Here is a 25408-nt window from a genome sequence, read left to right on the forward strand (position 1 = left end):
GCATTCTGGCTCATTTGCTAATTCTTCTTTACTTGGAAGGTCGAGGCGAAGTCGGCTGTTAATTGGTACATTTTCGGCTGTTCATCGGTACATCGGTACATTTTGGCTGTTCATTGGTACATTTTCCACTATCTTTCGCCCGTTAAACTAACAACTATGTCGTCAGCAAAACCAGATTTTAGCAAGGTAAAACGAGTTACAGTGCATACACTGCAGGAAATGAAGGAAAATGGCGTTAAGATCTCTATGTTAACAGCATATGATTATTCCATGGCGACTATTCTTGATGACGCAGGGATTGATGTTATACTGGTTGGTGACAGTGCCAGTAATGTTATGGCAGGCCACGAAACAACATTGCCAATCACTCTGGAACAAATGATATATCATGCTTCCAGCGTTGTGCGGGCAATTGAAAGATGTTTGGTCGTAGTTGATCTGCCCTTTGGTTCCTATCAGGGTAATTCGAAAGTTGCATTGGAATCAACCATTAGAATTATGAAAGAATCGGGTGCACATGCTGTTAAATTGGAAGGGGGAAGAGAGGTTAAAGAATCGGTGGAAAGGATATTATCCGCAGGAATTCCGGTTATGGGACATTTGGGATTAACACCTCAGTCCATATACAAATTCGGAACATATACCGTTCGTGCAACGGAAGAGGAAGAAGCAAATAAATTAGCGGAAGACGCACAATTACTACAACAATTAGGATGTTTCGCACTTGTTTTGGAAAAAATTCCTGCCTCTTTAGGAGAAAAAGTAGCCTCCTCCCTAAATATTCCCGTAATAGGAATTGGGGCAGGCGGAAAAGTGGACGGTCAAGTATTAGTAATGCACGACATGATGGGAATTACCAAAGAATTTAAACCAAGATTTTTACGCCGATATCTAAATTTATACGATGAAATTAAAAAAGGAGTTGGCGCCTATATTGATGATGTAAAAACCGGCGATTTCCCCAACGATATGGAAGAGTATTGAAGATTCGAACCCGCCTGCTGACCGCGTCGGGAAGGGGGAGAGGATTCGAAGGATTAAGGAAGGAAGAGGTTGAAAGAAAATTGCTTCGAAATTACTGCGTAATTTCTCGCAATGACTTGCACGTCAAAATGTTTAACGAAACATTAAAGTACCAAAATGAAATTAAATTAATATTTTATGACGAGGCTGTCCTGTGTCCTTTTACCTTGTCCTATATCAAGTCCCGTGTCCCGTGTCCTTTATCCAGTGTCCCATCCCCTATTCGACTAATAATTTTAGTAATTGCCTCTTCTTATTGAGTTCCGAAATTGAAATAAAATAAATACCTGATGGTAAATTTTTAATATCCATTCCGAATGAATTTATGCCTGAAATTGCAGTGGTTTCCAAAATTGTTGTTCCAAGTGAATTAAAAATTTTAATTTGATTATCTTCCGTTAATTGATTTTCCCAATTCAATTGGAAAAAATTATCTGCAGGGTTGGGAAATAAACTTAAATTATTATTTAATTCTGCTGTATTGATAGCTGTTGTGGATGGATTTAAATTAATGGTAAATGTTTCTTCAAAATAACAGGAATCAATAATTAAAGGACTTAAATTACTCACCCATACTTCAAAGGTGACTTCATAATCCAGAGGAATAGATTCTTCCACTTCATAAAAAATATAAACGGGTCTCGTTTCACCCGGATTCCAGGAGGATGCGAAAACACTCCATGGTAAGTTATTTACAGATAAACTCATACCATCAGGAAGAGGAGTTACAGGAACAAGTTTTGCCAAGGGATATGCAAAACCTTGCGTAGCATGAAGATTTGTGATATGAAAAGTGATCATGGAATCGCCGAAACTTATTGGGTCGGCAACAGAAAATCTCATCGAATCGGTAGTATAATGTAATGGTATTTCACCACAAGCTACAATTTGTGTTTTTGCGTTTGGATGAATTATTATACCCAATAAAATAATAACAATAATTTTTTTCATACTATTTATATTAATATCAAAAATAAATAAAAAGATCAAGAACAAAATTATTTCCCTTCACCAAATATATATCTGAACACTACCTATTTCCGGTTTTCTTGCCGGAATATCCCAATACCCATTATACAGAACAAAGGTTGGCACCTGATATCCATTTACCACCGATAATTTAACCTCCATAGAGACATCAAAATCAAACAGAGATGTAAAATAACTCAGACTATATTTCCGCGAGACAATTTGCATGGTCTTTTTATCGAACCAGGTGGTTAATTCGTTAATTACTACATCTTCCCCTTTTTGTACTTCCTGTTTTTTCTTTATGCTGAATACATAACAATCAACTCCCGTTGCATAACGCTGCGATGAAATGGAATAATCGTAATAGGGGATCATTTCTTCACTGAATATTTCCATTTTATTTTTAATTAATGGAATATCATCCACAGGTTCGCCCGGATTAAAGATCATGGTCTTTAATTGCTCTTTGCGCAATTCCAGTTTCGAATCGGTTCCGGCATTATTATCTGTGTCAACAATATTATTGCAAATGGTATCCTTGTATAAAAAGATATAGGAAAAAACCCTAGCTGTATAATACTCCATTTCCTTTTTTTTATCGAAAAAATCGCCGTTACTTACTTCAAAGGGAAATTCCATCCACCTGCAATTTTTATCCAGATACTGATAGGTTCGGTTGCTGTAAGATGCCACATTCAAATGTTCCTCATCAAACATTCTGACAGTGGTGGCGGAATTATAATTGATCCGTCGCAAATTGCGGAAAGCTTCATAAAACGAACTATCCCTTTGGGTAAAGGCAATAAAATCTTCCACATTAAATCCGTCGCGAACCTCTATAAGGATAAAAGAATCCAGGGTAATGATGCCGGGAAGATACAAACTGTCCTCATTCTGAGAAAAAACGTTTGTCGTCCATAACATTAACAAAGCCGTAACAAATATTTGCCTAATTTTACCAACCATTAAGGTGTAAAAATAACAAAACTATGCATGCATCAATTTTGAGGAATTTTTTATTTTTAGTAATAATTTGCGGTTTTTTGAACGCAAGATCAGCTACTCCTACTATAAGCGATTCCATCGATATTAAGAATTACACTATCCGTCTTGATATAACAGATTATGCAGGACATACCATTTCAGGCAACACACAAATTCGTTTGAAAGCGCTGGTGGATAATATCACACAAATACCATTGGATTTTACAGGATTAACTGTTGATTCCGTTAAAAATTTAAGTGACGAACATTTGATATATGATCACAGTGCTGAATTATTATTAATTGATTTTATTTCCGTTTTAAATACGAATGATTCCACGGATATCATAATTTATTATCATGGAGTTCCCGATGCCGACGGCAGTTGGGGAGGATGGTATTGGAGTGGAGATTATTCTTATCAATTAGGAGTGGGATTTGATGCAATTCCACATAATTTCGGTAGAATCTGGTTTCCATGTTTTGATAATTTTGTGGAACGTTCCACTTACCGATATGAAATAATTACAGAAGATGATAAAAAAGCGTATTGCGGAGGTTTATTAGAAAGTGAAACAAATAATGGCGATGGCACTATAACATGGATCTGGAATTGTAATCAAACAATACCAAGTTATCTCGCAAGTGTTGCAGTTTCCACCTATACTTCCGTTCATAAATTATACGAAGGAATTGAAGCAGATATTCCAATTGAAATTGCGGTTAAACCAGAAGATAGTACCGATCTGAATAATTCATTTATTAATCTGGAAAATGCATTAAATACTTTTGAAACACATTATGGTGCATATTCCTGGGATCGGGTTGGATATTCCGTTGTTCCATTCAGCGGAGGTGCTATGGAACATGCAATGAATATTGCTTATCCTTTATTTGCAGTAAATGGAACCACTACATGGGAAAATTTATATGTTCACGAATTATCGCATCATTGGTGGGGTGATCTTATTACTACTTCCAAAGCAGAGGAAATGTGGATCAATGAAGGATGGGCAGTTTATTCCGAACATTTATTTAATGAATTGCGATATGGTGATGCGGCTTATAAAGATATGGTGCAATTAAATCATACGGAAGTTTTACATTATGCTGCCGCTCAGGATGGCAATAATTATTTCCCGATATCCAATGTTCCTCAAACTTATACTTATGGATCAACTACCTACAAAAAAGGTGCTGATGTTGTACATTCTTTAAGAGGATATTTAGGTGATGATCTGTTTTTTGAGTGTATCACTTCTTTTTTGGAAACTCATAAATTCCAATCTGTAACGGCAGCTGATTTGCGGGACCATTTAAGTACCTGCAGCGGAATCGACATGAACGATTTTTTTGATGGATGGGTATACCAGGCCGGATTTCCCGGTTTTGAAATTGAAGATTTCGGTTATACCGATTACGGAACTTTTATGAGTATTTGTATCGAACAAAAACTACATCACGCAACAAATTATTGTAATAACGTTCCAATAACAATAACATTTTTTGATGCTGATTGGCAAAAAGTAAATACCTATTCTGCATATGTGAGTGGTGAACATACACAAATTGATCTTCCGGATATTGAAGCATTTTATGCTGTGATAGATTATGATGAAAAAATAAACGACGCAGTTACCGAAGATGAAATAACAATTAAAGCTCCTGATACTTACGAATTGGAAAATGCTTTTATTGATATCACGGTAAATTCGATCACAGATTCGGTTTATATCTATGCGCAACAATATTGGTTACCTGCCGACAACTTTAAAACAACACATCATGGTATACATTTAAGTCCCGACAGATATTGGAAAATAAATGGAACTATACCACCCGATTTTGATGCAACTGCAAAAATTTTATACAATGGTCAGTTAAATTTGGGCGGAGGTTATCTCGACAATAATTTAATTACGAATGTAGAGGATAGTCTTTTATTATTTTACAGAAGTAATTCTGAAAGCGACTGGGAAATTTATCCAAATTATACATTAAATGATTGGGGCAACAACAACGATAAACGCGGAGCATTTGAATTGAGTAAATTACAAACCGGTGAATATACCTTTGGTATTTATAATTCCTCATTACCAGATGAGCCTTTAGACATAACAATGAATTGCCCTGATTTTCTGGAAATAAAAATCACGGATAATAATTTGATGAAAATATTTCCCAATCCTGCCGATAATATTATCTCCATACAATTAAATGAACGCAACAGTGATCTGCTTATTAAAATAATTAATTCCACCGGCGATACCGTTAAAACAATTCCAATAAATTACCTCACACAAAGTGTTTCGGTAAAAGACCTCCCTTCAGGAACTTATCAACTCTATGTTGAAAACAGCGGTTTTGAAAGAATTGCGTCACAAATGCTTATGATTATTCATTAATATTGCGCAAATTAATTTTGCGATGAATAATATTACCGTGATAGGTGCCGGTACCATGGGAAACGGGATAGCACATGTATTTGCGATGAAAGGTTTTACCGTTAATCTTGTCGACGTTTCAGAGACCGCTCTCGAAAAAGCCGTGCAAACCATCAGTAACAATCTCGACCGCATGGTGGCCAAGGAGAAAATAACAGCAGCCGATAAGGAAAACACCTTAGCAAATCTTTCCACTTACACTTCTCTTGACCATTCGGCAAATTCTGATCTTGTTGTGGAGGCTGCAACAGAACGTGTGGACCTTAAATTAAAAATATTTTCAGAACTGGATCTTATTTGTAACGAGAATACCATTTTGGCATCCAATACTTCTTCTATTTCCATTACCAAAATTGCATCGGTAACTAATCGTCCGGATAAAATAATTGGCATGCACTTTATGAATCCTGTTCCATTAATGAAATTAGTGGAAGTAATAAGAGGATATGCAACAAGTGATGCAACTACCGAATTGATCATGAACCTGAGCAAACAACTCGAAAAAACTCCAGTTGAAGTAAATGATTATCCCGGTTTTATTGCCAACAGAATATTAATGCCCATGATAAATGAGGCTATTTATTCATTGTATGAAGGTGTGGCCGGTGTATATGAAATTGATACCGTAATGAAATTAGGAATGGCGCATCCAATGGGTCCACTTCAACTTGCCGATTTTATTGGATTGGATGTTTGTTTAAGTATACTTAATGTATTGCATACCGGTTTTGGAAATCCTAAATACGCTCCATGTCCTTTGTTAGTGAATATGGTTACAGCCGGATACCTCGGTGTAAAATCAGGCGAAGGTTTTTATAAATACGAAGCTGGAAATAAAGAATTAATATTATCCAACAGGTTCACAAAATAAACAATACGTATAAAATTATTCAATTTATACGTATACCTAAATTATTAAATTAACAAATTATCAAACTAAAAATAAAATGACTCCAGTATTTGCAAAAGCATATGGCACAAACGAAGTACATTTCCAATTGGAAGATTGTGACGCAAGAGTGGAACCGAGAAAAGTGTTGATGTGTACGCCAAACTACTATACCATAGTAGATGTAAAAAATGTGCACATGCAAAATCAAAAAGGAAATGTAAATCCTGAAAAAGCAAATATTCAATGGGATAACTTGCGAAATACTTATTTAGGATTTAAGACCCAAAAATATCTTGATGAGGTACATGTAATTGATGGTGTGGAAGGATTGGAAGATATGGTATTTTGTGCCAATCAGAGTTTTCCATGGGTAATGTGGAATGGCGAAAAAATTGCCTTAATGAGCAGAATGCGCCATGAGAATCGTCAGAATGAAATTCCCTATATAGAAGATTTTTATAAAGACCACGGATATAAAATTGTAGATCTGCAAAGTAAATATCACTTTGAAGGAATGGGCGATATGATAGCGCATCCGGGAAAAAGATTATTGTATGGGGGTTATGGGTTTAGGAGCGACAAACTGGTGTATGAAGAAATTGCACGCACTTTGGATGCACCTATTATTACGTTAGAACTTATTAATGAAAATTATTATCACCTTGACACCTGTTTTCTTCCTTTAAATCATGCTGAGGTTTTAATTGCTCCGGATGCTTTTTCTCCTGAATCTATTGCGATCATAAGAAAAATGTTTGAGGGTGTTTATGAAATTCCGGAACAGGAAGCAATTGATGGATTTGCATGTAATGCACATATTATTTATGGCACAAATAAAATGGGTTCTGCGGCTATAATTCAAAGAAATAATCCAGTATCTCTAAATATTGTTCAACAAAGTGCGCATAGTGTAATGGAAGTGGAAACGGGAGAATTTATGAAAAGCGGCGGCAGTGTATTTTGTATGAAAATGATGGTGTATTGATATAAATAGAAATAAAATCCCAGAAAATAATGAATTACTTTGTAACAGGTATAGGTACCGATGTAGGCAAAACAATAGTTTCTGCAGTATTGGCTGAAGCAATTCAAGCCGACTACTGGAAACCAATTCAATGTGGAGGATTAGAATATACAGATACACAACGGGTAAAAAACCTTATTTCAAATTCCAAAACACGTTTTTTTGACGAGAGTTATTGTTTCAAAAATCCCTTATCACCCCACGCCGCTGCGAAATTGGAAAATACAGAAATAGATATCAATAATATTATTTTACCTCAAACACCAAATAACCTTATTGTAGAAGGTGCGGGAGGATTAATGGTTCCGTTGAATAGCAATTTTTTAATGATCGACCTAATTAAAAAATTCGAGCTTACCGTTATATTAGTTTCTAAAAATTATTTGGGAAGTATTAATCATACATTATTAACTACGGAGGTATTAAAATTACACAACATTCCTATCGCCGGAATTATTTTTAATGGTATTGAAAATAAGGAATCAGAAAGTTTTATAAAAAATTATACAAATCTTAAGATATACGGAAGAGTGGAATATGAGGACGTAATTGACAAAGGATTTATTAAAAGGAATGCGGAGAAATTAAAATCCAGTTCTAACTCTTACTAAAAGTGAAGTATTGAAACATACTGAATATATCTGGTATCCCTTCACCCAAATGAAACTTGCCGCAGAGCCCATTAAAATTGTTCGCGGCGAAGGAGCCCTGATCTTCGACGATAAAAATAAAAGTTATATTGATGCAATTTCCAGTTGGTGGACCAATATACACGGACATGCGCATCCCTATATTGCACAAAAGGTTTTTGAACAACACCAGATCTTAGAACATGTAATTTTTGCAGGATTTACGCATGATCCTGCATTAAATCTGGCTAAAAGATTAGTGGAAGATCATTTGCCGGAAAATATTTCCAAAATATTTTATTCAGATAATGGATCAACAAGTGTGGAAGTTGCTATTAAGATGGCTTTACAATATTGGTATAATCTTGGAGAACCAAAAACTAAAATAATCGCATTCGAAAATGCCTATCACGGCGATACTTTTGGAAGTATGAGTATTAGTGATCGCGGAGCATTTACCAAAGCTTTTCACGATAAATTATTTGATGTGATCTTTATTCCTCTGCCTCTAAAAGGGGAAGAGAAAAAATGTTTAAAGGCATTTGAAAACGCAATTACCGAAAATGATATTGCCGCATTTATTTATGAACCTTTGATATTAGGTGCCGGTGGAATGTTGATGTATGAACCGGAAATCTTAAATACCTTGATCCAAAAAGCCAAAGAAAAAAATATTATTTGCATAGCAGATGAAGTGATGACAGGATTTTTCAGATCAGGAATAATGTTTGCATCTGAATATTGCGAAATTCCGCCCGATATTATGTGCCTTAGCAAAGGCCTTACAGGTGGAACAATGGCATTAGGAGTTACTGCTTGCGCCCAATTTATTTATAATGCATTTTACGCTGAGGATAAAATGAAAACATTTTACCACGGGCATTCCTACACTGCAAATCCCCTGGCATGCACAGCAGCCTTGGCGAGTTTGGATCTGGTAGAAAAAGGAAGTTTTATTGATTCAATTAATGCCATTCAAAAACAACATACCGAATTTACTGCTAAATTATTACAACACCCTCGATTTGAAAATATACGTCAACAAGGAACAATTTTAGCCTTCGATGTCAAAACAAAAACACAAACCAGTTATTTTAACTCTGAACGCGATTCATTATATAATTACTTTTTAGAGAAGGGAATATTACTAAGGCCGCTGGGAAATACTTTATATATTATGCCTCCATATTGTATCAGTGAGGAACAATTGAATTATGTTTATACTTCCATATTGGATTATAAATAAAGTTATACAATTACAGAATATATATAAGTCATGAGATCCGGGACACCTTTCATTTTCTGGGAAACATCCATCATAGCATTATTTTGAATCAATTTAAAAGCTTATTTATACTCTCTAAAAATCAAAATCAAGCCTCATATTATTAATTACAGTTACATCAATTTCTGCTACCTTTTTCTTGTTAAAAAGGTAGCGCCAAAACCCTCCCACGAATTCATTGGCGGGATCCACAAGGGGGTATGTCCTAAACGACCAAAAGGCGCCCACACCATGTTATTGCTTTTTGAATTAAATCTAAAATCAAATTATTTTTTCAAAATGGGCTAACCACACCACGCTAGCCCACTGTCAGCTCCCTAAATTTTTATGGAGGATCAAAAATCCCTTTTTGTAGATGGAGTCTTAAGTTATGACCAAAATCAAACCAAATTAATTAATATGAGACATCTAATATGAAATATCTAACTCCACAACTTTTAATACTGACCCAGAATTACAATTATAAAACATATAAATTCCGCGAAATCCATAAAATCTGTGATCCAAAAATTTAATTAAAGTATCAGGATTAAAGAATACACATAATCCGTGAAATCCCTTAATCCTTATAATCCGTGCTCCAATTCTATAATCCGTGATCTATTTCCACTGTGGTCTTTTTTTAGCGAGGAAAGTTTCGATGCCGTGTTTACAATCCTCAGTGCTCCGTGCTTTTGCATTTACCTCTGCAGCATAATTTAATGCATCCTCCAATTTCATTTCCTGCACAGCTGCTATCATTTGTTTTGTTGCTTTTAGGGATTCGCGACTGCAGTTTGTGATAAGATTATTTGCAAATTCCAAAACATGTTGGTTGATATTCTCTTTTCCAACTACACCATTTATCAATCCTGCAACCATAGCTTGTCCTGCGCTGATAAGTTTACCACTCAACAATAATTCCTTGGCCGAACGTTCGTTTATTTTTCGCAATAAAAATACCATCACAATTGCAGGAACAAATCCGATCTTAACTTCTGTATATCCGAATTGTGCCTCAGGGATAGCAAATGCAAAATCACACACAGTAACGAGTCCACATCCACCCGCAATAGCATGGCCTTCAATTTGAGCAATAACAGGTTTTGAAAGTGTGTAGATCAAATGATATAATTCCATCAAATTTTTCGAATCAGCTAAATTCTCTTCATAGGAATTATTTTGCATGGATTGTAAATATGCAAGGTCGGCTCCGGCACTAAAAACTTCCCCCTCCCCTTTCAAAATTATTATTTTAATCTCCTCATCATTATCAGCAGCAGATATCCCTGATTTTAATTCATTTACCAACTGTGCATTAAATGCATTGCGTTTATCAGGTCTGTTGAGACGTATAGTGCAAATTTTTGAGTCAGAAGAATACAGGATAGTTTCGTACATGAATATTATTTATATTAAAAATTCAGAAATCGATCTTATAATAAAACAAAGGTAAAAAACCCAGTTGATATTCTTCTTTCACAGGACTTGCAGTTGGATCGGCGGGATTAGGCGCATAGGTTAATCCCAACACATTCTGAATGCCAAAAACATTCACAAGATCAATTGCCAGTTCATGTGTAATATGGTTTTTCTTTCCATTCATCCGGTATGCCAGTTTCAGATCAACCCTGAAATAATCTTTGAGTTTAACCGTATTAGTTAGTGAATCGATAAATATCAATTCTTTTGCAGCAACGGTAGCGCTTTCATCCACCGGCGTTGTAAGTTTACCTCCTGCATAAGTTAGTTTTATTCCTGTGGTGAGTACATCTTTTTTATTTATGGTAAGTTCATATCCTCCCAATAAATTACCCGCATATCCACCATTAAAATCAGTTTTGCGTTCCACTCCATCACTTCCGGTATATAAAGAATTATATACCGATCCAGTTATTAAAAAGAAAAAATTGTTAGAGTAAAATTTTTCCAGTGTCAATTCCAAACCATAGTTTTTACCTGTGCCGATATTTTGAAGTGAGTCTGGGAAAAATCTTGAAAATCCACTTCCCTCATTAGCAAGAGAAAATGCAGAAGGTTCTATTTCCACCGGAACATCAAATAAATATTGGTAATAAACCTCTGCTTTAAGTCTGAAATTTTCTGTTAATGCTTTGTCGTAACCCAACACTGAATGAAAACTTCGAATAAAACCCACATCCTTATTGATAGTTAAAAAACTTCCATCTGTTTGTTTCTGCTGATAACTATATTGATAACTCGGAAGCATCTGACTATGCAAACCCGTTCCTAAACTAACAGAGGATCTTTTGTTCAGATCATATTTTAATCCAACCCTCGGTTCAATAGATTTAGAATTTGCATTTAATGTAAATACCTGACCATGCAAACCGCCGTTTAAAACCATTTTTTCATTCACTTTATATTTCCATTGGAAATAAGCCTGAACAAAAAAGGCATTTTCTTTAAAATTGTACCTGTTATCAAATTGCCAGGTAAATAAATTCAAATTGGAGTCGAGATGATCGTATAAATAATTTTCTGCACTGATACCGGTTTTAAAACTATTTTTATTATTTATTTTTTTGTTGAGATTATAAATTGCCGAAATTTTCTGGTCATTAAAATAATAACCCATATTGGAAACAATACTATCAATGTTAAATTCCGGGTCGCGATAAACCAAAGCATGATCTGCATGATTTTCCTGCCAGGAATATGCAACAACTGCTTTTCCATAAGTAGTTGCATTTATTTGGTGTGCAAAGGAAATACCGGCAGTGGCCATACTTGTGCCAAAATATTGATCCCGGTCGCTATCGCCATATAATTCCGTTTCTGCTTTCGTATAATCACTCACCACAATATCAATATCGCTTTTTCCACCTACACCAAACAGATTAATTGCACCTTTTTTATTCGGGAAAGTTAATTTAAATGCCCCATCGAAATAATTCGGTACAGCGCTTGTTCCTATCTCCAAATTCATGAATTGAAATATCTTCAAAGTAGAATATCTGAAACTAGCCAAATAAGAAGAATGATTTTCTTTATTGATTGGACCTTCAGCAAATAATTCCGTTCCCAAAAAACCTAACTGTCCACTGAATTCCGATTTTTCATCATTTCCTTTGCGCATATTAAGATCAAAAACTCCGGCAATGGAATTTCCATATTCTGCCGGAAATGCGCCTGTAAAAAAATCGGAGTTGCTGAGATATTTATTATTAATTATGGAAACAGGTCCTCCGGTTGTTCCAGCAATTGCAAAATGATTTGGATTCGGAATATCCACTCCTTCCAATCTCCATAAAACACCAATAGGTGAATTTCCCCTTACCACAATATCATTTCTCGAATCATCGGCTCCCTGAACACCGGCAAAATTACTTGCCATTCTCGCAGGATCACCCCGACTACCCGCATACCGATCAGTTTCTTCCACACTGAAAGTGCGCACACTCACAACAGCCATTTCATTATTTACTTCTCCATTATTTTTATCCGCAGAAATAGTTACTGCCTCTAATTTTTCTGCATTTTCTTCCATTTCAATATTGAGTATCACTTCCTTACCGGTTGTAACTACCACATTATTAATAAATACATCATTAAATCCTACAAAAGAAAATCTTATGGAAACACGACCAACAGGAGCTTCCTCAAAACGATAATTACCATTTTCATCTGAATAATTTCCTTGCAACAAAACAGAATCCTTAAATAAAACTGCAGTTGCGCCGATAAGTGGTGCTTTAGATTCTTTATCAGTGATATTACCTCGTATGGTTTGTGTAATATCCTGAGAAAAGGAAATAACCGGGATCAAAACAAGGAGGAGAAAATAACTTATTTTCATGTGTGTAAATTTCAGCCAAATGTAAGTAAATCGAAATGGAATGAGTTCGATAAACTGAAATTCCGGGAGTTTGCTTATGAACAGGGCATAAAAAAAGACAGCACGAGGCTGCCTTTTCTTATTTTATATCTTGATTTACATAGGCATTCCTAAGTGCATCATTTTATCGCAAGTTGCTTTGCAAGCACCTTGCATGCTGATAAGTTGCTCATTCCAACCGGTCATAGTTTCATTCCAGGTTGTTAATTTAGCATTCCATTCAGTTAAACCTGCCATTGCAGTAGCATCATCCATTTTCTCATCATGTCCTTTTTTCTTCCAGTCAGCATAAGCCTGAGTGTCAGCTTTCCACTGTTCCATTGCTGCAGCGTAAGCAGTTTTCATTCCTTCAGTACCCGCTTTGATAGTTCCGCACATAGCGATCATCGAGTCACAACTTGCTTTATCAGCAGGTTTCATTTTGCTCATGTCCATTGCCATACTCTCATCCATCATTTTGTTCATTTCGCCTGTAGTAGTGGTAAATGTTGTTCCAAATGCAGTCATTTGAGTTTCAGCAGCTGTCCAGCTGGTTTCAAATGTAGTCATAGCAGTTTTTGTTTCTTCGCTTAAGCCGCCTTTTTTGCCGCAAGAGGTCATAAACAAAGTAGTAGATAATGCCAAAACGGCAATAATTCCCTTTTTCATAATAAATTGGTTTTTGGTTATTTTTGTTAGAAGTTAATTTTGAGGGTGCAAAGGTAGTGAAACTAATTGAGAATGGATAATTGAGAATGGAGAATTAAACAGCCGCAAAATTTTACCCAGGCTTGGCAGCTCCTTTTCTGACGGGAACGTCTGGGAAAATGTACCAATGAACAGCCAAAAAGATGTACCAATGTACCGATGCCTGTCCGTCTTGCGACGGGAACAGGCACGTAGACCGGAAAATAGACGTATGGCAACATCCAATGGCTTGAGATTATTGTTTGGTGATGACTCAATTTGCCATAAAAAGACTTAGGAAGCAGGAAATAGGAAGTAGGATAGGTTTGAGTAGGATTAGAAATTAATTTCTTATTAAAAACTATGCTTGGTAGGAAAGGACAATTCATCAATGTTACAAACTGCCAACTCAGGGGACACGGGAATCGAGACACTGGACACGGGATCGATTTGATTTTGGATCAGAAATTGTTTTTTAGATATAAAGTATAGAAACTTTAAAATTTTTCGAAAATTATAATTCGAAGCGAGTCGCCCCAGTGCTACAGGCTGCCAACTGCCCACTGTTGACTGTTAACTCCCCCAAAATCACCCGAAGGATAATCTCCAATCCTAAAAACTGCGACTGTGACTGTGACTGTGACTGCGACTGCGACTGCGAAAACAGTTTCAATTCGAAGCAAAATTCATCAATTTTACAAGCTGCCAACTGCCCACTGTTAACTGTTTACTCTACCAACCTCCACCCGAAGGAAAATCACCAATCCTATAACCCGCGACTGTGACTGTGACTGCGACTGCGAAAACAGTTTCAATTCGAAGCAAAATTCATCAATGTTACAAACTGCCAACTGCTACTGCCTACTGCCCACTCCTCATCCCAACTTCCTCAACGTCTCCTCCAACATTTTGATCTTCTCCTCTGCGTCGGATTTTTTCTTTTTTTCGGATTCTACTACTGCTGCGGGTGCCCCGGAAACAAATTGCTGGTTGCTGAGCTTTTTTTCCACGCTGCTTAAAAATCCCTTTTGATAATTGATCTGCTCAAGCAATTTAGAACGCTCTTGTTCAACGTCAATTTTTTTATCAAATGGTATATAAAAAGTTTGTCCATCGGAAATAAAAGAAACAGAATTTTCAATATCCGCCGAAGTGGATTCGAAATTGCTAATATTTCCAAGTTTGGTTATCAGGTAATTTACTTTTTCAAAGTGTTTGATATCACCTGCAATAAAAAGTGATAAGGTTTCCTTAGGGCTAATATTATTCTTTGCCCTCACATCTCTTATTTTTACAATAATATCCTTTGCCATTTCACCTTGCTTCAAATGCGATTCATTTGATTTAATGGACACCGGATAATCTGCAACAATTATATCATCTTTTCTGTCCTTTAAAATATGATAGATCTCTTCCGTAATAAATGGCATTACCGGATGCAATAATTTTAATATCCTCTCAAAAAATGCAACAGTTTTCTGATAGGTAATTTCGTCGATCGGTTTTCCAAATTCGGGTTTGATAAATTCAAGATACCAGCTGCAGAAATCGTCCCAAATACAGGAATACATTTCCATTAATGCATCACTAATTCTGAAATCATCAAAATGAGTATTAACGGTGGTAACTGTATTATTTAATTTAGCCTCAAACCAATCGATCGCTGCAATATTATTTTTATTTTCTCCTTCAACAATTTCCCAACCAACAATAAGTCGAAGTGCATTCCATATTTTATTATTGAAATTTCTTCCTTGTTCAATTAATTTTTCATCATAAATAATATCATTTCCCGCCGGAGAACACAATAACATCCCCAAACGCACTGCATCAGCTCCGTATTGTTCAATAAGATCCAAAGGGTCGGGTGAATTGCCGAGGGATTTACTCATTTTTCTGCGTTGTTTATCGCGTACGATTCCTGTGAGATAAACGTCGCTGAATGGTTTATTGTTTCTAAAAGTATAACCGGCAATTATCATCCGCGCAACCCAGAAAAATAAAATTTCGGGGGCGGTTACTAAAGTATTTGTTGGATAATAATAATTGATCTCCCCTTTATCATCCTGCATTCCGTTGAATACACTTATAGGCCACAACCAACTGCTGGCCCAGGTGTCAAGCACATCTTCATCCTGATTTAAGGTGGTGAATACAATATTTTTTTTGTTTAATATTTCCTCCGCTTCCGGCCTCGTTTTAGCAACAACATATTCTCCGGTCTCGGTATACCATGCCGGAATTCTATGTCCCCACCAAAGTTGACGCGATATGCACCAATCGCGCACATTTTCCATCCAATGTTTATAGGTATTGATATATTTATTCGGATGAATTTTTATATTACCATTAATTACATTTTCCAACGCAGGTGCAGATATTTCTTTCATGGAAAGAAACCATTGCATACTTAATTTTTTTTCTACAACAGCATCTGTGCGTTCAGAATACCCAACATTATTTTTAAGGTCTTCTATTTTAATAAGCTGAGTTAATTCCTCTAAAAGTGCAACTACTTTTTTTCTTGCAACAAATCTGTCGAGACCAATAAATAATTTTGCATTTTCATTTAAGGTGCCATCATCATTAAAAGTATCAATTACTTCTAACCCATGTTTTTTTCCGAGTTCATAATCATTTTCATCATGCGCCGGAGTAACTTTTAATGCACCTGTCCCGAAATCTTTTTCCACATATTCATCCGCTATGATTGGTATTTCTCTATCAATCATAGGAACCAAAGCAGTTTTGCCGACAAAATTTTTATAACGTTCATCATCAGGATGAACACAAATTGCAGTATCCCCTAATATGGTTTCCGGCCTTGTAGTTGCAACCGTAATAAAATCATCGGAACCTTTTATTTTATATTTTACAAAATATAATTTTGAAACTACATCCTTATAAAAAACTTCCTCATTGCTCAATGCTGTTTTTGCTTCAGGATCCCAGTTGATCATGCGCAATCCACGATAGATATATCCACGGTTATATAATTCAATAAATACATTTACAACATCTTCATAATACCCCGGATCCATAGTAAAACTTGTTCGATCCCAATCGCATGATGCGCCAAGTTTTTTTAATTGTTGTAGAATAATACCACCGTATTTTTCTTTCCATTGCCATGCATAGGTTAAAAATTCTTCTCTGGAGAGACTGCTTTTTTTGATCCCCATTTCGCGAAGCATACCCACAACTTTTGCCTCAGTGGAAATACTTGCGTGGTCGGTTCCCGGAACCCAACATGCATTTTTACCCATCATTCTCGCACGGCGTATCAATACATCCTGAATAGTATTGTTGAGCATATGGCCCATATGGAGCACGCCGGTAACATTTGGTGGCGGAATCACAATTGTGTAAGGTTCACGTCCATCAGGTTCGGAATGGAAGTATTTTTTATCCATCCAGTGTTTATACCATTTGTCCTCAATCTCGGCAGGGCTATATGTTTTCGAAATTTCCATCTTGAGTGCAAAAATAAGATTTACAAAGGATTTTGGAGGATAAGCATACTATATTCGATGGAAATTCTATTCTGAACATGCAAATTTTTCCAAGATAAAACCGGAACAAATTTTTTAAATCCAGCCCTTATCTTTACACCTGATATGTATTCAAAAAAAATAGGTATTTTAAGGGAAGCTAAATTCCCACCTGATGCAAGAGTTCCGTTAGTTCCTGCTCAAATTGAACAGTTAAAAAAAAACTATCCGGAAATTGAAATTCTTGTTCAACCGGGCAAAGGAAGATGTTATGCGAATTATGAATTTGAAGAACGCGGAATAAAACTACAGGAGGACCTTTCGATGTGTGATATTTTACTCGGCGTTAAGGAAGTGCCGTATGATCTGCTGATAAATAATAAAACGTATTTATTTTTCTCACACACTATTAAAAAACAGGCTCAAAATAAAAAATTGTTGCAGATGTTGTTACAAAAAAACATCACAATGGTTGATTACGAATGTTTAAAAAATGATAAAGGTGATCGTGTAATTGCCTTTGGAAGATGGGCTGGAATTATTGGTGCGCACAATGGTTTATGGACACTAGGACAGCGGTTGGACGAAGGGCATCTCAAAAGAGCAAAAGAATGCCGTGATTACTATGAATTAAAATTTCAATATAAGGGGTTGACCATGCCTAAGGTTAAAATAATTGTTACAGGTACAGGTCGTGTTGGAAAGGGTGCTGTTGAATTTTTTCGGGAGATAAAGATCAAGGAAATATCGAAGGATGAATTTATGAATTATGAATTTAATGAGGCAGTTTTTTGTGTTTTAGACAGCGATGATCTTTACGATAGAATAAATGATGGTGGATTTGACAGATCAGAATTTCATCATAATCCGGAGCTTTATAAATGTACTTTCACGCGATACATGAATAAATGTGATGTATTAATAAATTGCATTTTTTGGAATCCAAAGGCACCACAATTATTTTCCAAGGAAGACATGCGTAATCCAAACTGGAGAATTAAAGTAATTGCAGATGTAAGTTGCGATATTAACGGCGGAGTGCCGGCCACCATACGTTCCACCACCATCAATGAACCTGTTTTTGGGTATGATGTGAATACAGAAAGTGAAATTGCACCTTATATTCCGGAATCCATTGATATAATGGCAATTGATAATTTACCCAATGAATTACCGCGAAGTGCCAGTGAGGAATTCGGAAATCTATTAATAAATTCAGTGTGGGAAGAATTATTTAAAGATGAATCACCCATGATTAACGGTGCAACTATTTGTAAAAACGGAAAATTAAATGAACCCTTTTTATATTTGAGTGATTATGCTGAAATTACCTGATCAATAACGTTCTCTGCGTTCATGCAATAATTCGAATAAAACATTTCGCGCTCTGAATAATTGTGCTTTAACTGTGCCGAGTGGCATATTCAGTTTAACAGCAATTTCCTCATAGCTCAACTCATCGAAATATCGAAGTTCCACAAGAACTTTATATTTTGGATTTAATTCTTCTAAAATAGTGCGCATTAAAACTGCACGTTGCTCTCTTATAAATTTTTCCTCCGGATCAGGGGTATTGGTTTTAATACGCGAATACGCAAATTTAGAAGCTTCATCATTTTCATCATCGAGACTTAAAGTATGCAATTTTCTTTTTCTGATGAAATCAATAGCATTATTTACTGCAATTTTAAATAACCAGGTGCTGAAGGCAAACTCGGGAGTATATTTATCAAGATGGGCAAATGCTTTCCCAAATGCTTCAATAGTGAGATCATCAGCATCATCCCGATTGTGCACCATTTTAAGAAGCATATAATTTATGGAATCCTTATATCGCCCCATCAAAATACTAAATGCATGCTGGTCACCTGCACGAGCCTTAATTACAAGTGCCATATCCTCCTTTGCCCTTTCCGACAGATTATCGTTCAATCCCATCGGTATTTTGATTTAAATAAAACAGATTTCGCAAATCTGAAGTAATAAAAAATTTGCAGCATATCGAATAATTCGATGGATTTTTTTAGATCTCTTTCCTCTAATTTATTCATTGCCTGCGAAAATGTATAACGTAATAAAGCCCACCTGACAACAAGTGCAGCAACAATTACGTACCAATATTCAAACATAATGCCCAATAAGAAAATGGCACATAACCAAAACAGAATGTGTGTAACCGGTTGCAATGCTAAAAAGAACTTGTGTTTGAACTTATAATATTTTGCAGTGGAAAGATGGCGTTTTTTTTGTTCTCTCCAATCATCCCAGGTTTCTTTTGGGCTGGAGAAAGTAAATACATCGGGATCTATCACAATGGATGTATTTCTTTTAGTGGCTACTTTATTAATAAACAGATCATCGTCACCACTGGGAATATGCCTATGTTCGAAAAAACCATTATTGTCGAAAAACAATTGTTTTTTATAAGATAAATTTCTTCCCACACCCATATAAGGCAAATTTGCAAGTGCAAAGGAGAAATAATTTATTGCAGAGAGAACAGTTTCGTACCTTATTCTTTTGTTTAAATAACCCGGTTGTTTTTCATATGCTCCGTAACCCAACACAATTTCTTTTTCCGTTCCGTATCCATGCATTACGCCCTTAAGCCATTGATCGGTAGCCGGATAACAATCAGCGTCTGTTAAAACCACTATTTCATTTGCTGCAGCTTTTAAACCAAGGGTAAGCGGAAATTTTTTCCCTGCCATCATCGGATTTCCGGTTCCTGTTTTTGTTCTTTTTAAACGGGGTTCCTTTTGTGCTAGAAAAAATAAATATTCTGTTGTTCCATCTTCGGAATTATCGTCAACAACAATCACTTCAAAATTGGGATAATCCTGTGCCAGAATTTTTGGAAGATTTTGTTTAAGATTTGCATCTTCATTTTTCGCACAAATAATAATGGAGACAGGAGGATAATTTTCTTGCCTTATTTGTTTGCCCTTAAAATTTGCAAGACGCAAATAAAAGAACAGCATATAAAATATCTGAAAAAAAGCGGCTGCGCAAAATAAATAAAAAATGGCGGTGTAAATCAAATGTATGTCCATAGATGTGCTGTCGCAAAGTTAGAAGTTTGGTATTTGCGCTTCTTTTATAATTACTATTGTATCATAACATATTCACACCCTGTCCACAATTGCCTATTTTTGCGCCGTGTTTTTCAAACTAACAGGAAAGGATATTCATTCAAAAGCCCGGGCAGGGGTAATAAATACCGATCACGGTATCATCAATACCCCCATATTTATGCCCGTAGGAACCATTGGTACCGTAAAGGGCGTACATTTTCAGGAATTAAAAAATGATATTAAGGCGGAAATAATTTTAGGAAATACCTATCATTTGTATCTGAGACCCGGAACAGATATTATTCAACAAGCAGGTGGTTTGCACAAATTCAACAGTTGGGAAGGACCAATTTTGACGGACAGCGGAGGGTTTCAGGTACATTCATTAGCAAAGATCCGCAAGATAAAAGAGGAAGGAGTTACCTTCCAATCACATATTGACGGAAGCAAACATACATTTACTCCGGAAAATGTTATAGATATTCAAAGAAAGATAGGGGCGGATATTATTATGGCTTTTGATGAATGCACTTCATATCCCTGCGAATATTCCTATGCTGAAAAAAGTATGGAAATGACACATAGATGGTTGAAACGATGTATCGAACAAATGGATAAAACAAATTCCTTGTATAATTACCGGCAATTTCTTTTTCCTATAGTACAGGGAAGTGTTTTCCCCGAACTGAGAAAACGCTCGGCCGAGGTAATTGCATCGATGGAATTGGAAGGAAATGCCATTGGAGGATTAAGTGTTGGCGAACCGCATGATGACATGTATGCAATGACAGAAGTTGTATGCAATATACTACCGGAAAATAAACCGCGTTATCTTATGGGTGTTGGAACACCTGCAAATATTCTGGAATGTATTGCTTTGGGAATAGATATGTTTGATTGTGTGATGCCAACCAGAAATGGTAGAAATGGAATGTTATTTACAGCAGAAGGCATCATCAATATCAGAAATAAAAAATGGGAAAGCGATTTTAGTGCAATTGATGAAACTTCCGATTCTTTTGCAAGTCGAAATCATTCAAAAGCCTTTTTGCGACATTTATTTGCATCTGGCGAACGTTTAGGACCACAAATTGCGAGTGTACACAATTTGAGTTTTTATTTGTGGTTGGTAAAGGAAGCCAGAACAAAAATTTTGGAAGGAAATTTTAATGGTTGGAAAAATTTGATGGTTAAAAAGGTGAGTACGAGATTGTGAAAAAAATTATTGATATACTATTATCACCGTTCAACAGATGGCTGAGCATTATCGACAGATATGTGATCAGTAAGTTTGTTGTTACTACCATTTTCGCACATGTACTTATTATTTCCATTGCGATCGTTATTGATTTTTCAGATAAGTCTGAAAATTTTGTGGAAAGAAATGCACCCTCCGGAGAAGTATTTCAATATTACCTCGATTTTATTCCATTTATAGGCTCCATACTTGCGCCTTTACTTATCTTTCTTGCGGTAATATTTCTCACATCACGCATGGCTTATAACAGCGAAATAATTGCGATGATGAATAGTGGTATGAATTTTAAAAGATTTCTTCGGCCTTATTTAATTTGCGGTTTTGCAGCTTTAGGACTTTTATTATATGGCAATTATCAGCTTGTTCCCGAAACAAATAAAAGGAAACTTGACTTTGAAGATAAATATATTCATACGCCTAAAAATTTTGGAAATAATCTGCATTTAAAACTTGATAAAAACACGTTTATTTCTTTAGAGCGATTTAAATTTAAAACTAATGAAGGATTTAATGTTTCATTGGAAAGATACGAAGGCAACGGTAAATCCAGAAAGTTGATCACAAAGATCAATGCAAATAAAATGACCTACGAAACCGATAAAAAAAGCTGGCACTTTGTAGATTATAAACGTTGGGATGTTTATGATATTCGCGAAAAATATGTGGAAGGTAAAACGATGGATACGGTTTTAAATTTAGTCCCCGATGATTTTGAACAGGATATCAGAATAAAAGATGTTTTAACTTATCAGGAACTCGAAGAATACATTAAAGAAAAAGAAAATGAAGGCACCGGCGAACTCGAATATTATCGTGTGGAACAATATCGTCGCGCATCTTCTGCTGTCTCGGTTTTAATTCTTGTAGTAATGGGAGCAGCACTTGGATCAAAAAAAATACGGGGCGGAAATTGGTTTAATATCATAGCAGGAGTTGCTCTCAGCGCACTGTATGTTTTCTTCTTACAATTCTCCACCAGCTTCTCTATCAACAGCGATCTGCATCCGATTATTGGTACTAATATTCCGAATATGCTTTTTGCGGTTATAGCGATTTTTTTAGTGAGATATGCGAGTAAGTAAGATTCGAAGGGAGACATTTGAAGAATCGAAGGGAGAAGGGAGAAGAATCGAAGGGAGAAGGGAGAAGATTCGAAGGGTAAGGAAAGAAGGATCTAAGGAAGGAAGGTTGGGTAAAGGTTTAAAAAGGGGCGATCGTTTTAGATTGATAATTTTACAATTAAGCACAAACTTTAATTTCGAAATAAAATTCCCAAACCTAAATCAGATCAAGTCTTAAGCATTCGGTAAATAATATTTCTTGGATTTTGAAGGATTGTGATTTTTGTTGAGTTCAAGTAAATTCGAATGCGATTTTGAGTATAATTCCTATACATTTTTTTCTAACAAACTATTTATTTGAATTAAAGCAATATTAAATGCTTCATGCTCTGGCACGGAGGATGGAGGAAAATATTTTAAAAGGTAACTCTCAACAGAGCCTTGTTCCTTGTAAAAATTTATTAGCCGTTCTAAATGTATCAGATATTCACTTTTAGGCCATAGAGGTCCTGCTAATTTCATACCAACCGGATCCCAATCAGCCAAGATCTCATTTAATTCTGCATTAACATCCATAAGTTGCGACAATTTATATAAAATAAATATAAAAACTGATTCAAAACCTTTTGAAAAGTCTAGAATATTGATCCTTTCTGTCGACAAAGTAAGATTCGCAGTAAGAAGAAAGACACTTAGGAAAAAGGCTATTTCATATTTGTATAAAATTAATTTCTAGTTGTTTAGCACCAACTAGAAATTAATTTTCCAATCTATCAATTCAAGTCCTATGTCAAATTTCCCATGTCCTATGTCAGTCCCGTGTCCCGTGTCCTAAATCCCGTGTCCCCTCAGAAAGGTGGTTCTTCGTTCAAATCCACTCCATCCATATCATCCATTTTCGATTTACGGGTGATGGTGGCTTTGTTGTCTTTAAGAACATTTGCCAGTGGAGTTAAATTTTGCGGAACATACATTTCATCCAGATCGACAAATTTGATGAATTTATCGATGAAACGAACACGAACATTTTCGAGAGCACCATTTCTGTGTTTTGCAATAATTACTTCTGCAATTCCCTTGGTGGGATTTCCGTTTTCATCTACATCCAATCCATAATATTCGGGACGATATAAGAAGCATACTAAATCGGCATCCTGCTCTATGGCTCCTGATTCACGTAAATCGGATAACATCGGACGTTTTGTACCGCCGCGATCTTCCACCTTACGACTTAACTGAGATAATGCAATAATTGGGATATTTAATTCCTTCGCGATCGATTTTAATGATCGGGATATCTGACTAATCTCCTGTTCGCGATTTCCACCTTTGCCCACTTCACTGGTTGTCATCAATTGTAAATAATCGATAACGATCAATTGAATATCGTGTTGCATTTTTAATCGGCGGCATTTTGCGCGCAATTCGAAAATATTAATTGCAGGAGTATCATCAATAAAAATCGGAGCTTCACTCAAACGTCCGGATAATTTCACGAGTTGTATCATCTCATGTTCCACAAGATGACCTTTGATAATTTTTTCGGCGGGAATTTCTGTTTCAGCGCTTATTAAACGTTTAACAATTTGTTGCGCGCTCATCTCCAATGAAAATACCGCAACTGCCTTTTTAAAGTCCACCGCAGCATTTCGCGCAAGTGATAAGGTAAAGGCTGTTTTACCCATGGAAGGTCGCGCCGCAACAATGATAAGATCCGATTTTTGCCAACCACCTGTTAATCTGTCGAGCGCACTAAAACCTGAGGGACAACCAGTTAATGAATCTTCATGTTTTCTTGCCTCATCAATTTCTTTAATAGTGGCGCTTAATAAATTATTGATATCGCTGTAACTTGTGCGTAAATTTTTATCGGCAATATTAAATAAATTCTGTTCTGCTTTGTCGAGCAACTCAAATACATCGGTAGTATCTTCAAATGAATCGTGAACGATCTCTGTAGATATTCGAATTAACTCGCGCTGAATAAATTTTTGTGTAACAATACGCGCATGATGTTCGATATGTGCAGCACTGGCAACACGATTTGTTAAGGTTGTTACATAAAATGGCCCGCCTGCTTCTTCCAGTTGCCCCATTTTGCGCAACTCTTCCGTTACGGTTAACAGATCGATAGGTTGCGTTTTTTCAAATAATCGCCTTATCGCTGTAAAAATGATGCGATGTCTGTCGTCATAAAAACTCTCCGGGCGCAAAATTTCAATTGCGTTGGTAACGGCATCTCTATCTATCATAAATGCCCCGAGCACTGCTTCCTCCAAATCTATTGCCTGAGGTGGTACTTTTCCATAAACTATAGATGACAGATCTGCCTGCTGACGTTTTCTGTCGATGTTTTTAAAATTGGAGTTGGTACGATTGTTTTCTAATTCTGACATTTTTTGTGTTGTTTAGGTTGTTCTACGACAGTTTCCCTCATTCTGAACAATAAATTCCCCTTGCGAATTCGCATAATTTTTATCAAGGATAACAATGGAATATTTTGTTTGAAGCGGGATGCCAAAAGTATTGCGACATTTCCGATTTACAGCATAATTTCCCATAAAAAAATTTACACAATTTACCATTTGTTATATGCCCTGATTTTCTTACAATATACTAGTTATAAAATAAATTTTCGCACCTGTTATCAACAACAACTCCAACAATGTGCACTGGCAGTTGGGAAATAAATGTGCAGAATTGTATAACGAATTGGATTAGTTGTTTTATATAGGGATCGTGTGAAAAGAGTGGTTGTGGCAGTTAA

At 36.0% G+C, this 25408-nt stretch carries 19 protein-coding genes; 9 read left to right on the forward strand and 10 right to left on the reverse strand.

Annotation, left to right across the window (positions count from 1 at the left end):
- Positions 1–156 precede the first annotated feature (156 nt).
- Positions 157–984 (forward strand): 3-methyl-2-oxobutanoate hydroxymethyltransferase, encoded by an 828-nt coding sequence (panB, locus tag IPI31_16865; protein MBK7569495.1) that lies wholly within the window; start codon positions 157–159, stop codon positions 982–984.
- Positions 985–1242: 258 nt separating this feature from the next.
- Here panB and IPI31_16870 read toward each other — a convergent pair whose 3' ends face one another.
- Positions 1243–1974 (reverse strand): T9SS type A sorting domain-containing protein, encoded by a 732-nt coding sequence (locus tag IPI31_16870; protein MBK7569496.1) that lies wholly within the window; start codon positions 1972–1974, stop codon positions 1243–1245.
- Between the two features lie 57 nt (positions 1975–2031).
- Complete coding sequence (locus tag IPI31_16875) at positions 2032–2961, reverse strand: hypothetical protein (GenBank protein ID MBK7569497.1); 930 nt, start codon at positions 2959–2961, stop codon at positions 2032–2034.
- Positions 2962–3038: 77 nt separating this feature from the next.
- Between IPI31_16875 and IPI31_16880 the strand changes: the two genes are divergently transcribed.
- From IPI31_16880 to bioA, 5 genes are all read left to right on the forward strand, one after another.
- The gene (locus IPI31_16880) at positions 3039–5384 is read left to right on the forward strand and encodes a T9SS type A sorting domain-containing protein (GenBank protein ID MBK7569498.1); all 2346 of its coding nucleotides are present in this window, start codon (positions 3039–3041) and stop codon (positions 5382–5384) included.
- 22 nt (positions 5385–5406) lie between these two features.
- The gene (locus IPI31_16885; GenBank protein ID MBK7569499.1) at positions 5407–6294 is read left to right on the forward strand and encodes a 3-hydroxybutyryl-CoA dehydrogenase; all 888 of its coding nucleotides are present in this window, start codon (positions 5407–5409) and stop codon (positions 6292–6294) included.
- 76 nt (positions 6295–6370) lie between these two features.
- The gene (locus IPI31_16890; GenBank protein MBK7569500.1) at positions 6371–7300 is read left to right on the forward strand and encodes an amidinotransferase; all 930 of its coding nucleotides are present in this window, start codon (positions 6371–6373) and stop codon (positions 7298–7300) included.
- Between the two features lie 29 nt (positions 7301–7329).
- Positions 7330–7950 (forward strand): dethiobiotin synthase, encoded by a 621-nt coding sequence (gene bioD / locus IPI31_16895; protein MBK7569501.1) that lies wholly within the window; start codon positions 7330–7332, stop codon positions 7948–7950.
- Between the two features lie 49 nt (positions 7951–7999).
- Positions 8000–9214: an adenosylmethionine--8-amino-7-oxononanoate transaminase gene (bioA, locus tag IPI31_16900; protein ID MBK7569502.1), complete on the forward strand. Its 1215-nt coding sequence runs from the start codon at positions 8000–8002 to the stop codon at positions 9212–9214.
- A 639-nt stretch (positions 9215–9853) separates the two neighbouring features.
- On the opposite strand, the gene IPI31_16905 is transcribed toward bioA, so the two are convergent.
- From IPI31_16905 to IPI31_16920, 4 genes are all read right to left on the reverse strand, one after another.
- The gene (locus tag IPI31_16905) at positions 9854–10633 is read right to left on the reverse strand and encodes an enoyl-CoA hydratase/isomerase family protein (GenBank protein ID MBK7569503.1); all 780 of its coding nucleotides are present in this window, start codon (positions 10631–10633) and stop codon (positions 9854–9856) included.
- Positions 10634–10655: 22 nt separating this feature from the next.
- Positions 10656–13052, reverse strand: coding sequence for a TonB-dependent receptor (locus IPI31_16910; protein MBK7569504.1), 2397 nt, complete (start codon positions 13050–13052; stop codon positions 10656–10658).
- 135 nt (positions 13053–13187) lie between these two features.
- The gene (locus IPI31_16915) at positions 13188–13739 is read right to left on the reverse strand and encodes a hypothetical protein (GenBank protein ID MBK7569505.1); all 552 of its coding nucleotides are present in this window, start codon (positions 13737–13739) and stop codon (positions 13188–13190) included.
- Positions 13740–14632: 893 nt separating this feature from the next.
- A complete protein-coding gene (locus IPI31_16920) occupies positions 14633–17230 on the reverse strand; it encodes a valine--tRNA ligase (GenBank protein ID MBK7569506.1) in 2598 nt (865 codons plus the stop codon).
- Between the two features lie 144 nt (positions 17231–17374).
- Here IPI31_16920 and IPI31_16925 point away from each other — a divergent pair, with 144 nt between their 5' ends.
- The gene (locus IPI31_16925) at positions 17375–18583 is read left to right on the forward strand and encodes an alanine dehydrogenase (GenBank protein ID MBK7569507.1); all 1209 of its coding nucleotides are present in this window, start codon (positions 17375–17377) and stop codon (positions 18581–18583) included.
- Here IPI31_16925 and IPI31_16930 read toward each other — a convergent pair whose 3' ends face one another.
- Positions 18584–19186, reverse strand: coding sequence for a sigma-70 family RNA polymerase sigma factor (locus tag IPI31_16930; protein ID MBK7569508.1), 603 nt, complete (start codon positions 19184–19186; stop codon positions 18584–18586). It abuts the gene before it with no gap.
- A complete protein-coding gene (locus IPI31_16935; GenBank protein ID MBK7569509.1) occupies positions 19177–20301 on the reverse strand; it encodes a glycosyltransferase in 1125 nt (374 codons plus the stop codon). Before IPI31_16935 ends, IPI31_16930 begins: the two co-directional genes overlap by 10 nt.
- Positions 20302–20407: 106 nt before the next feature.
- Between IPI31_16935 and tgt the strand changes: the two genes are divergently transcribed.
- Together tgt and IPI31_16945 are read left to right on the forward strand one after the other, a co-directional pair.
- Positions 20408–21538 (forward strand): tRNA guanosine(34) transglycosylase Tgt, encoded by a 1131-nt coding sequence (tgt, locus tag IPI31_16940; protein ID MBK7569510.1) that lies wholly within the window; start codon positions 20408–20410, stop codon positions 21536–21538.
- Positions 21535–22662, forward strand: coding sequence for an LptF/LptG family permease (locus tag IPI31_16945; protein ID MBK7569511.1), 1128 nt, complete (start codon positions 21535–21537; stop codon positions 22660–22662). The genes tgt and IPI31_16945 overlap by 4 nt, the downstream gene beginning before the upstream one ends.
- A 306-nt stretch (positions 22663–22968) precedes the next feature.
- On the opposite strand, the gene IPI31_16950 is transcribed toward IPI31_16945, so the two are convergent.
- Both IPI31_16950 and dnaB read right to left on the reverse strand, forming a co-directional pair.
- The gene (locus IPI31_16950) at positions 22969–23217 is read right to left on the reverse strand and encodes a hypothetical protein (protein ID MBK7569512.1); all 249 of its coding nucleotides are present in this window, start codon (positions 23215–23217) and stop codon (positions 22969–22971) included.
- Positions 23218–23489: 272 nt separating this feature from the next.
- Complete coding sequence (gene dnaB, locus IPI31_16955; protein MBK7569513.1) at positions 23490–25037, reverse strand: replicative DNA helicase; 1548 nt, start codon at positions 25035–25037, stop codon at positions 23490–23492.
- Positions 25038–25408: the final 371 nt, after the last annotated feature.

It is taken from the genome of Bacteroidota bacterium, from assembly GCA_016706865.1.
Classification (GTDB): Bacteria; Bacteroidota; Bacteroidia; order Chitinophagales; family BACL12; genus UBA7236.

Coding starts and splice junctions, on each gene's coding strand:
- IPI31_16925 (MBK7569507.1), top strand. CDS start 17,375: ATGTATTCAAAAAAAATAGGTATTTTAAGGGAAGCTAAATTCCCACCT.
- IPI31_16920 (MBK7569506.1), bottom strand. CDS start 17,230: ATGGAAATTTCGAAAACATATAGCCCTGCCGAGATTGAGGACAAATGG.
- IPI31_16890 (MBK7569500.1), top strand. CDS start 6,371: ATGACTCCAGTATTTGCAAAAGCATATGGCACAAACGAAGTACATTTC.
- IPI31_16950 (MBK7569512.1), bottom strand. CDS start 23,217: ATGGATGTTAATGCAGAATTAAATGAGATCTTGGCTGATTGGGATCCG.
- panB (MBK7569495.1), top strand. CDS start 157: ATGTCGTCAGCAAAACCAGATTTTAGCAAGGTAAAACGAGTTACAGTG.
- bioD (MBK7569501.1), top strand. CDS start 7,330: ATGAATTACTTTGTAACAGGTATAGGTACCGATGTAGGCAAAACAATA.
- dnaB (MBK7569513.1), bottom strand. CDS start 25,037: ATGTCAGAATTAGAAAACAATCGTACCAACTCCAATTTTAAAAACATC.
- IPI31_16870 (MBK7569496.1), bottom strand. CDS start 1,974: ATGAAAAAAATTATTGTTATTATTTTATTGGGTATAATAATTCATCCA.
- IPI31_16915 (MBK7569505.1), bottom strand. CDS start 13,739: ATGAAAAAGGGAATTATTGCCGTTTTGGCATTATCTACTACTTTGTTT.
- IPI31_16905 (MBK7569503.1), bottom strand. CDS start 10,633: ATGTACGAAACTATCCTGTATTCTTCTGACTCAAAAATTTGCACTATA.
- IPI31_16935 (MBK7569509.1), bottom strand. CDS start 20,301: ATGGACATACATTTGATTTACACCGCCATTTTTTATTTATTTTGCGCA.
- IPI31_16930 (MBK7569508.1), bottom strand. CDS start 19,186: ATGGGATTGAACGATAATCTGTCGGAAAGGGCAAAGGAGGATATGGCA.
- IPI31_16885 (MBK7569499.1), top strand. CDS start 5,407: ATGAATAATATTACCGTGATAGGTGCCGGTACCATGGGAAACGGGATA.
- IPI31_16910 (MBK7569504.1), bottom strand. CDS start 13,052: ATGAAAATAAGTTATTTTCTCCTCCTTGTTTTGATCCCGGTTATTTCC.
- IPI31_16875 (MBK7569497.1), bottom strand. CDS start 2,961: ATGGTTGGTAAAATTAGGCAAATATTTGTTACGGCTTTGTTAATGTTA.
- bioA (MBK7569502.1), top strand. CDS start 8,000: ATGAAACTTGCCGCAGAGCCCATTAAAATTGTTCGCGGCGAAGGAGCC.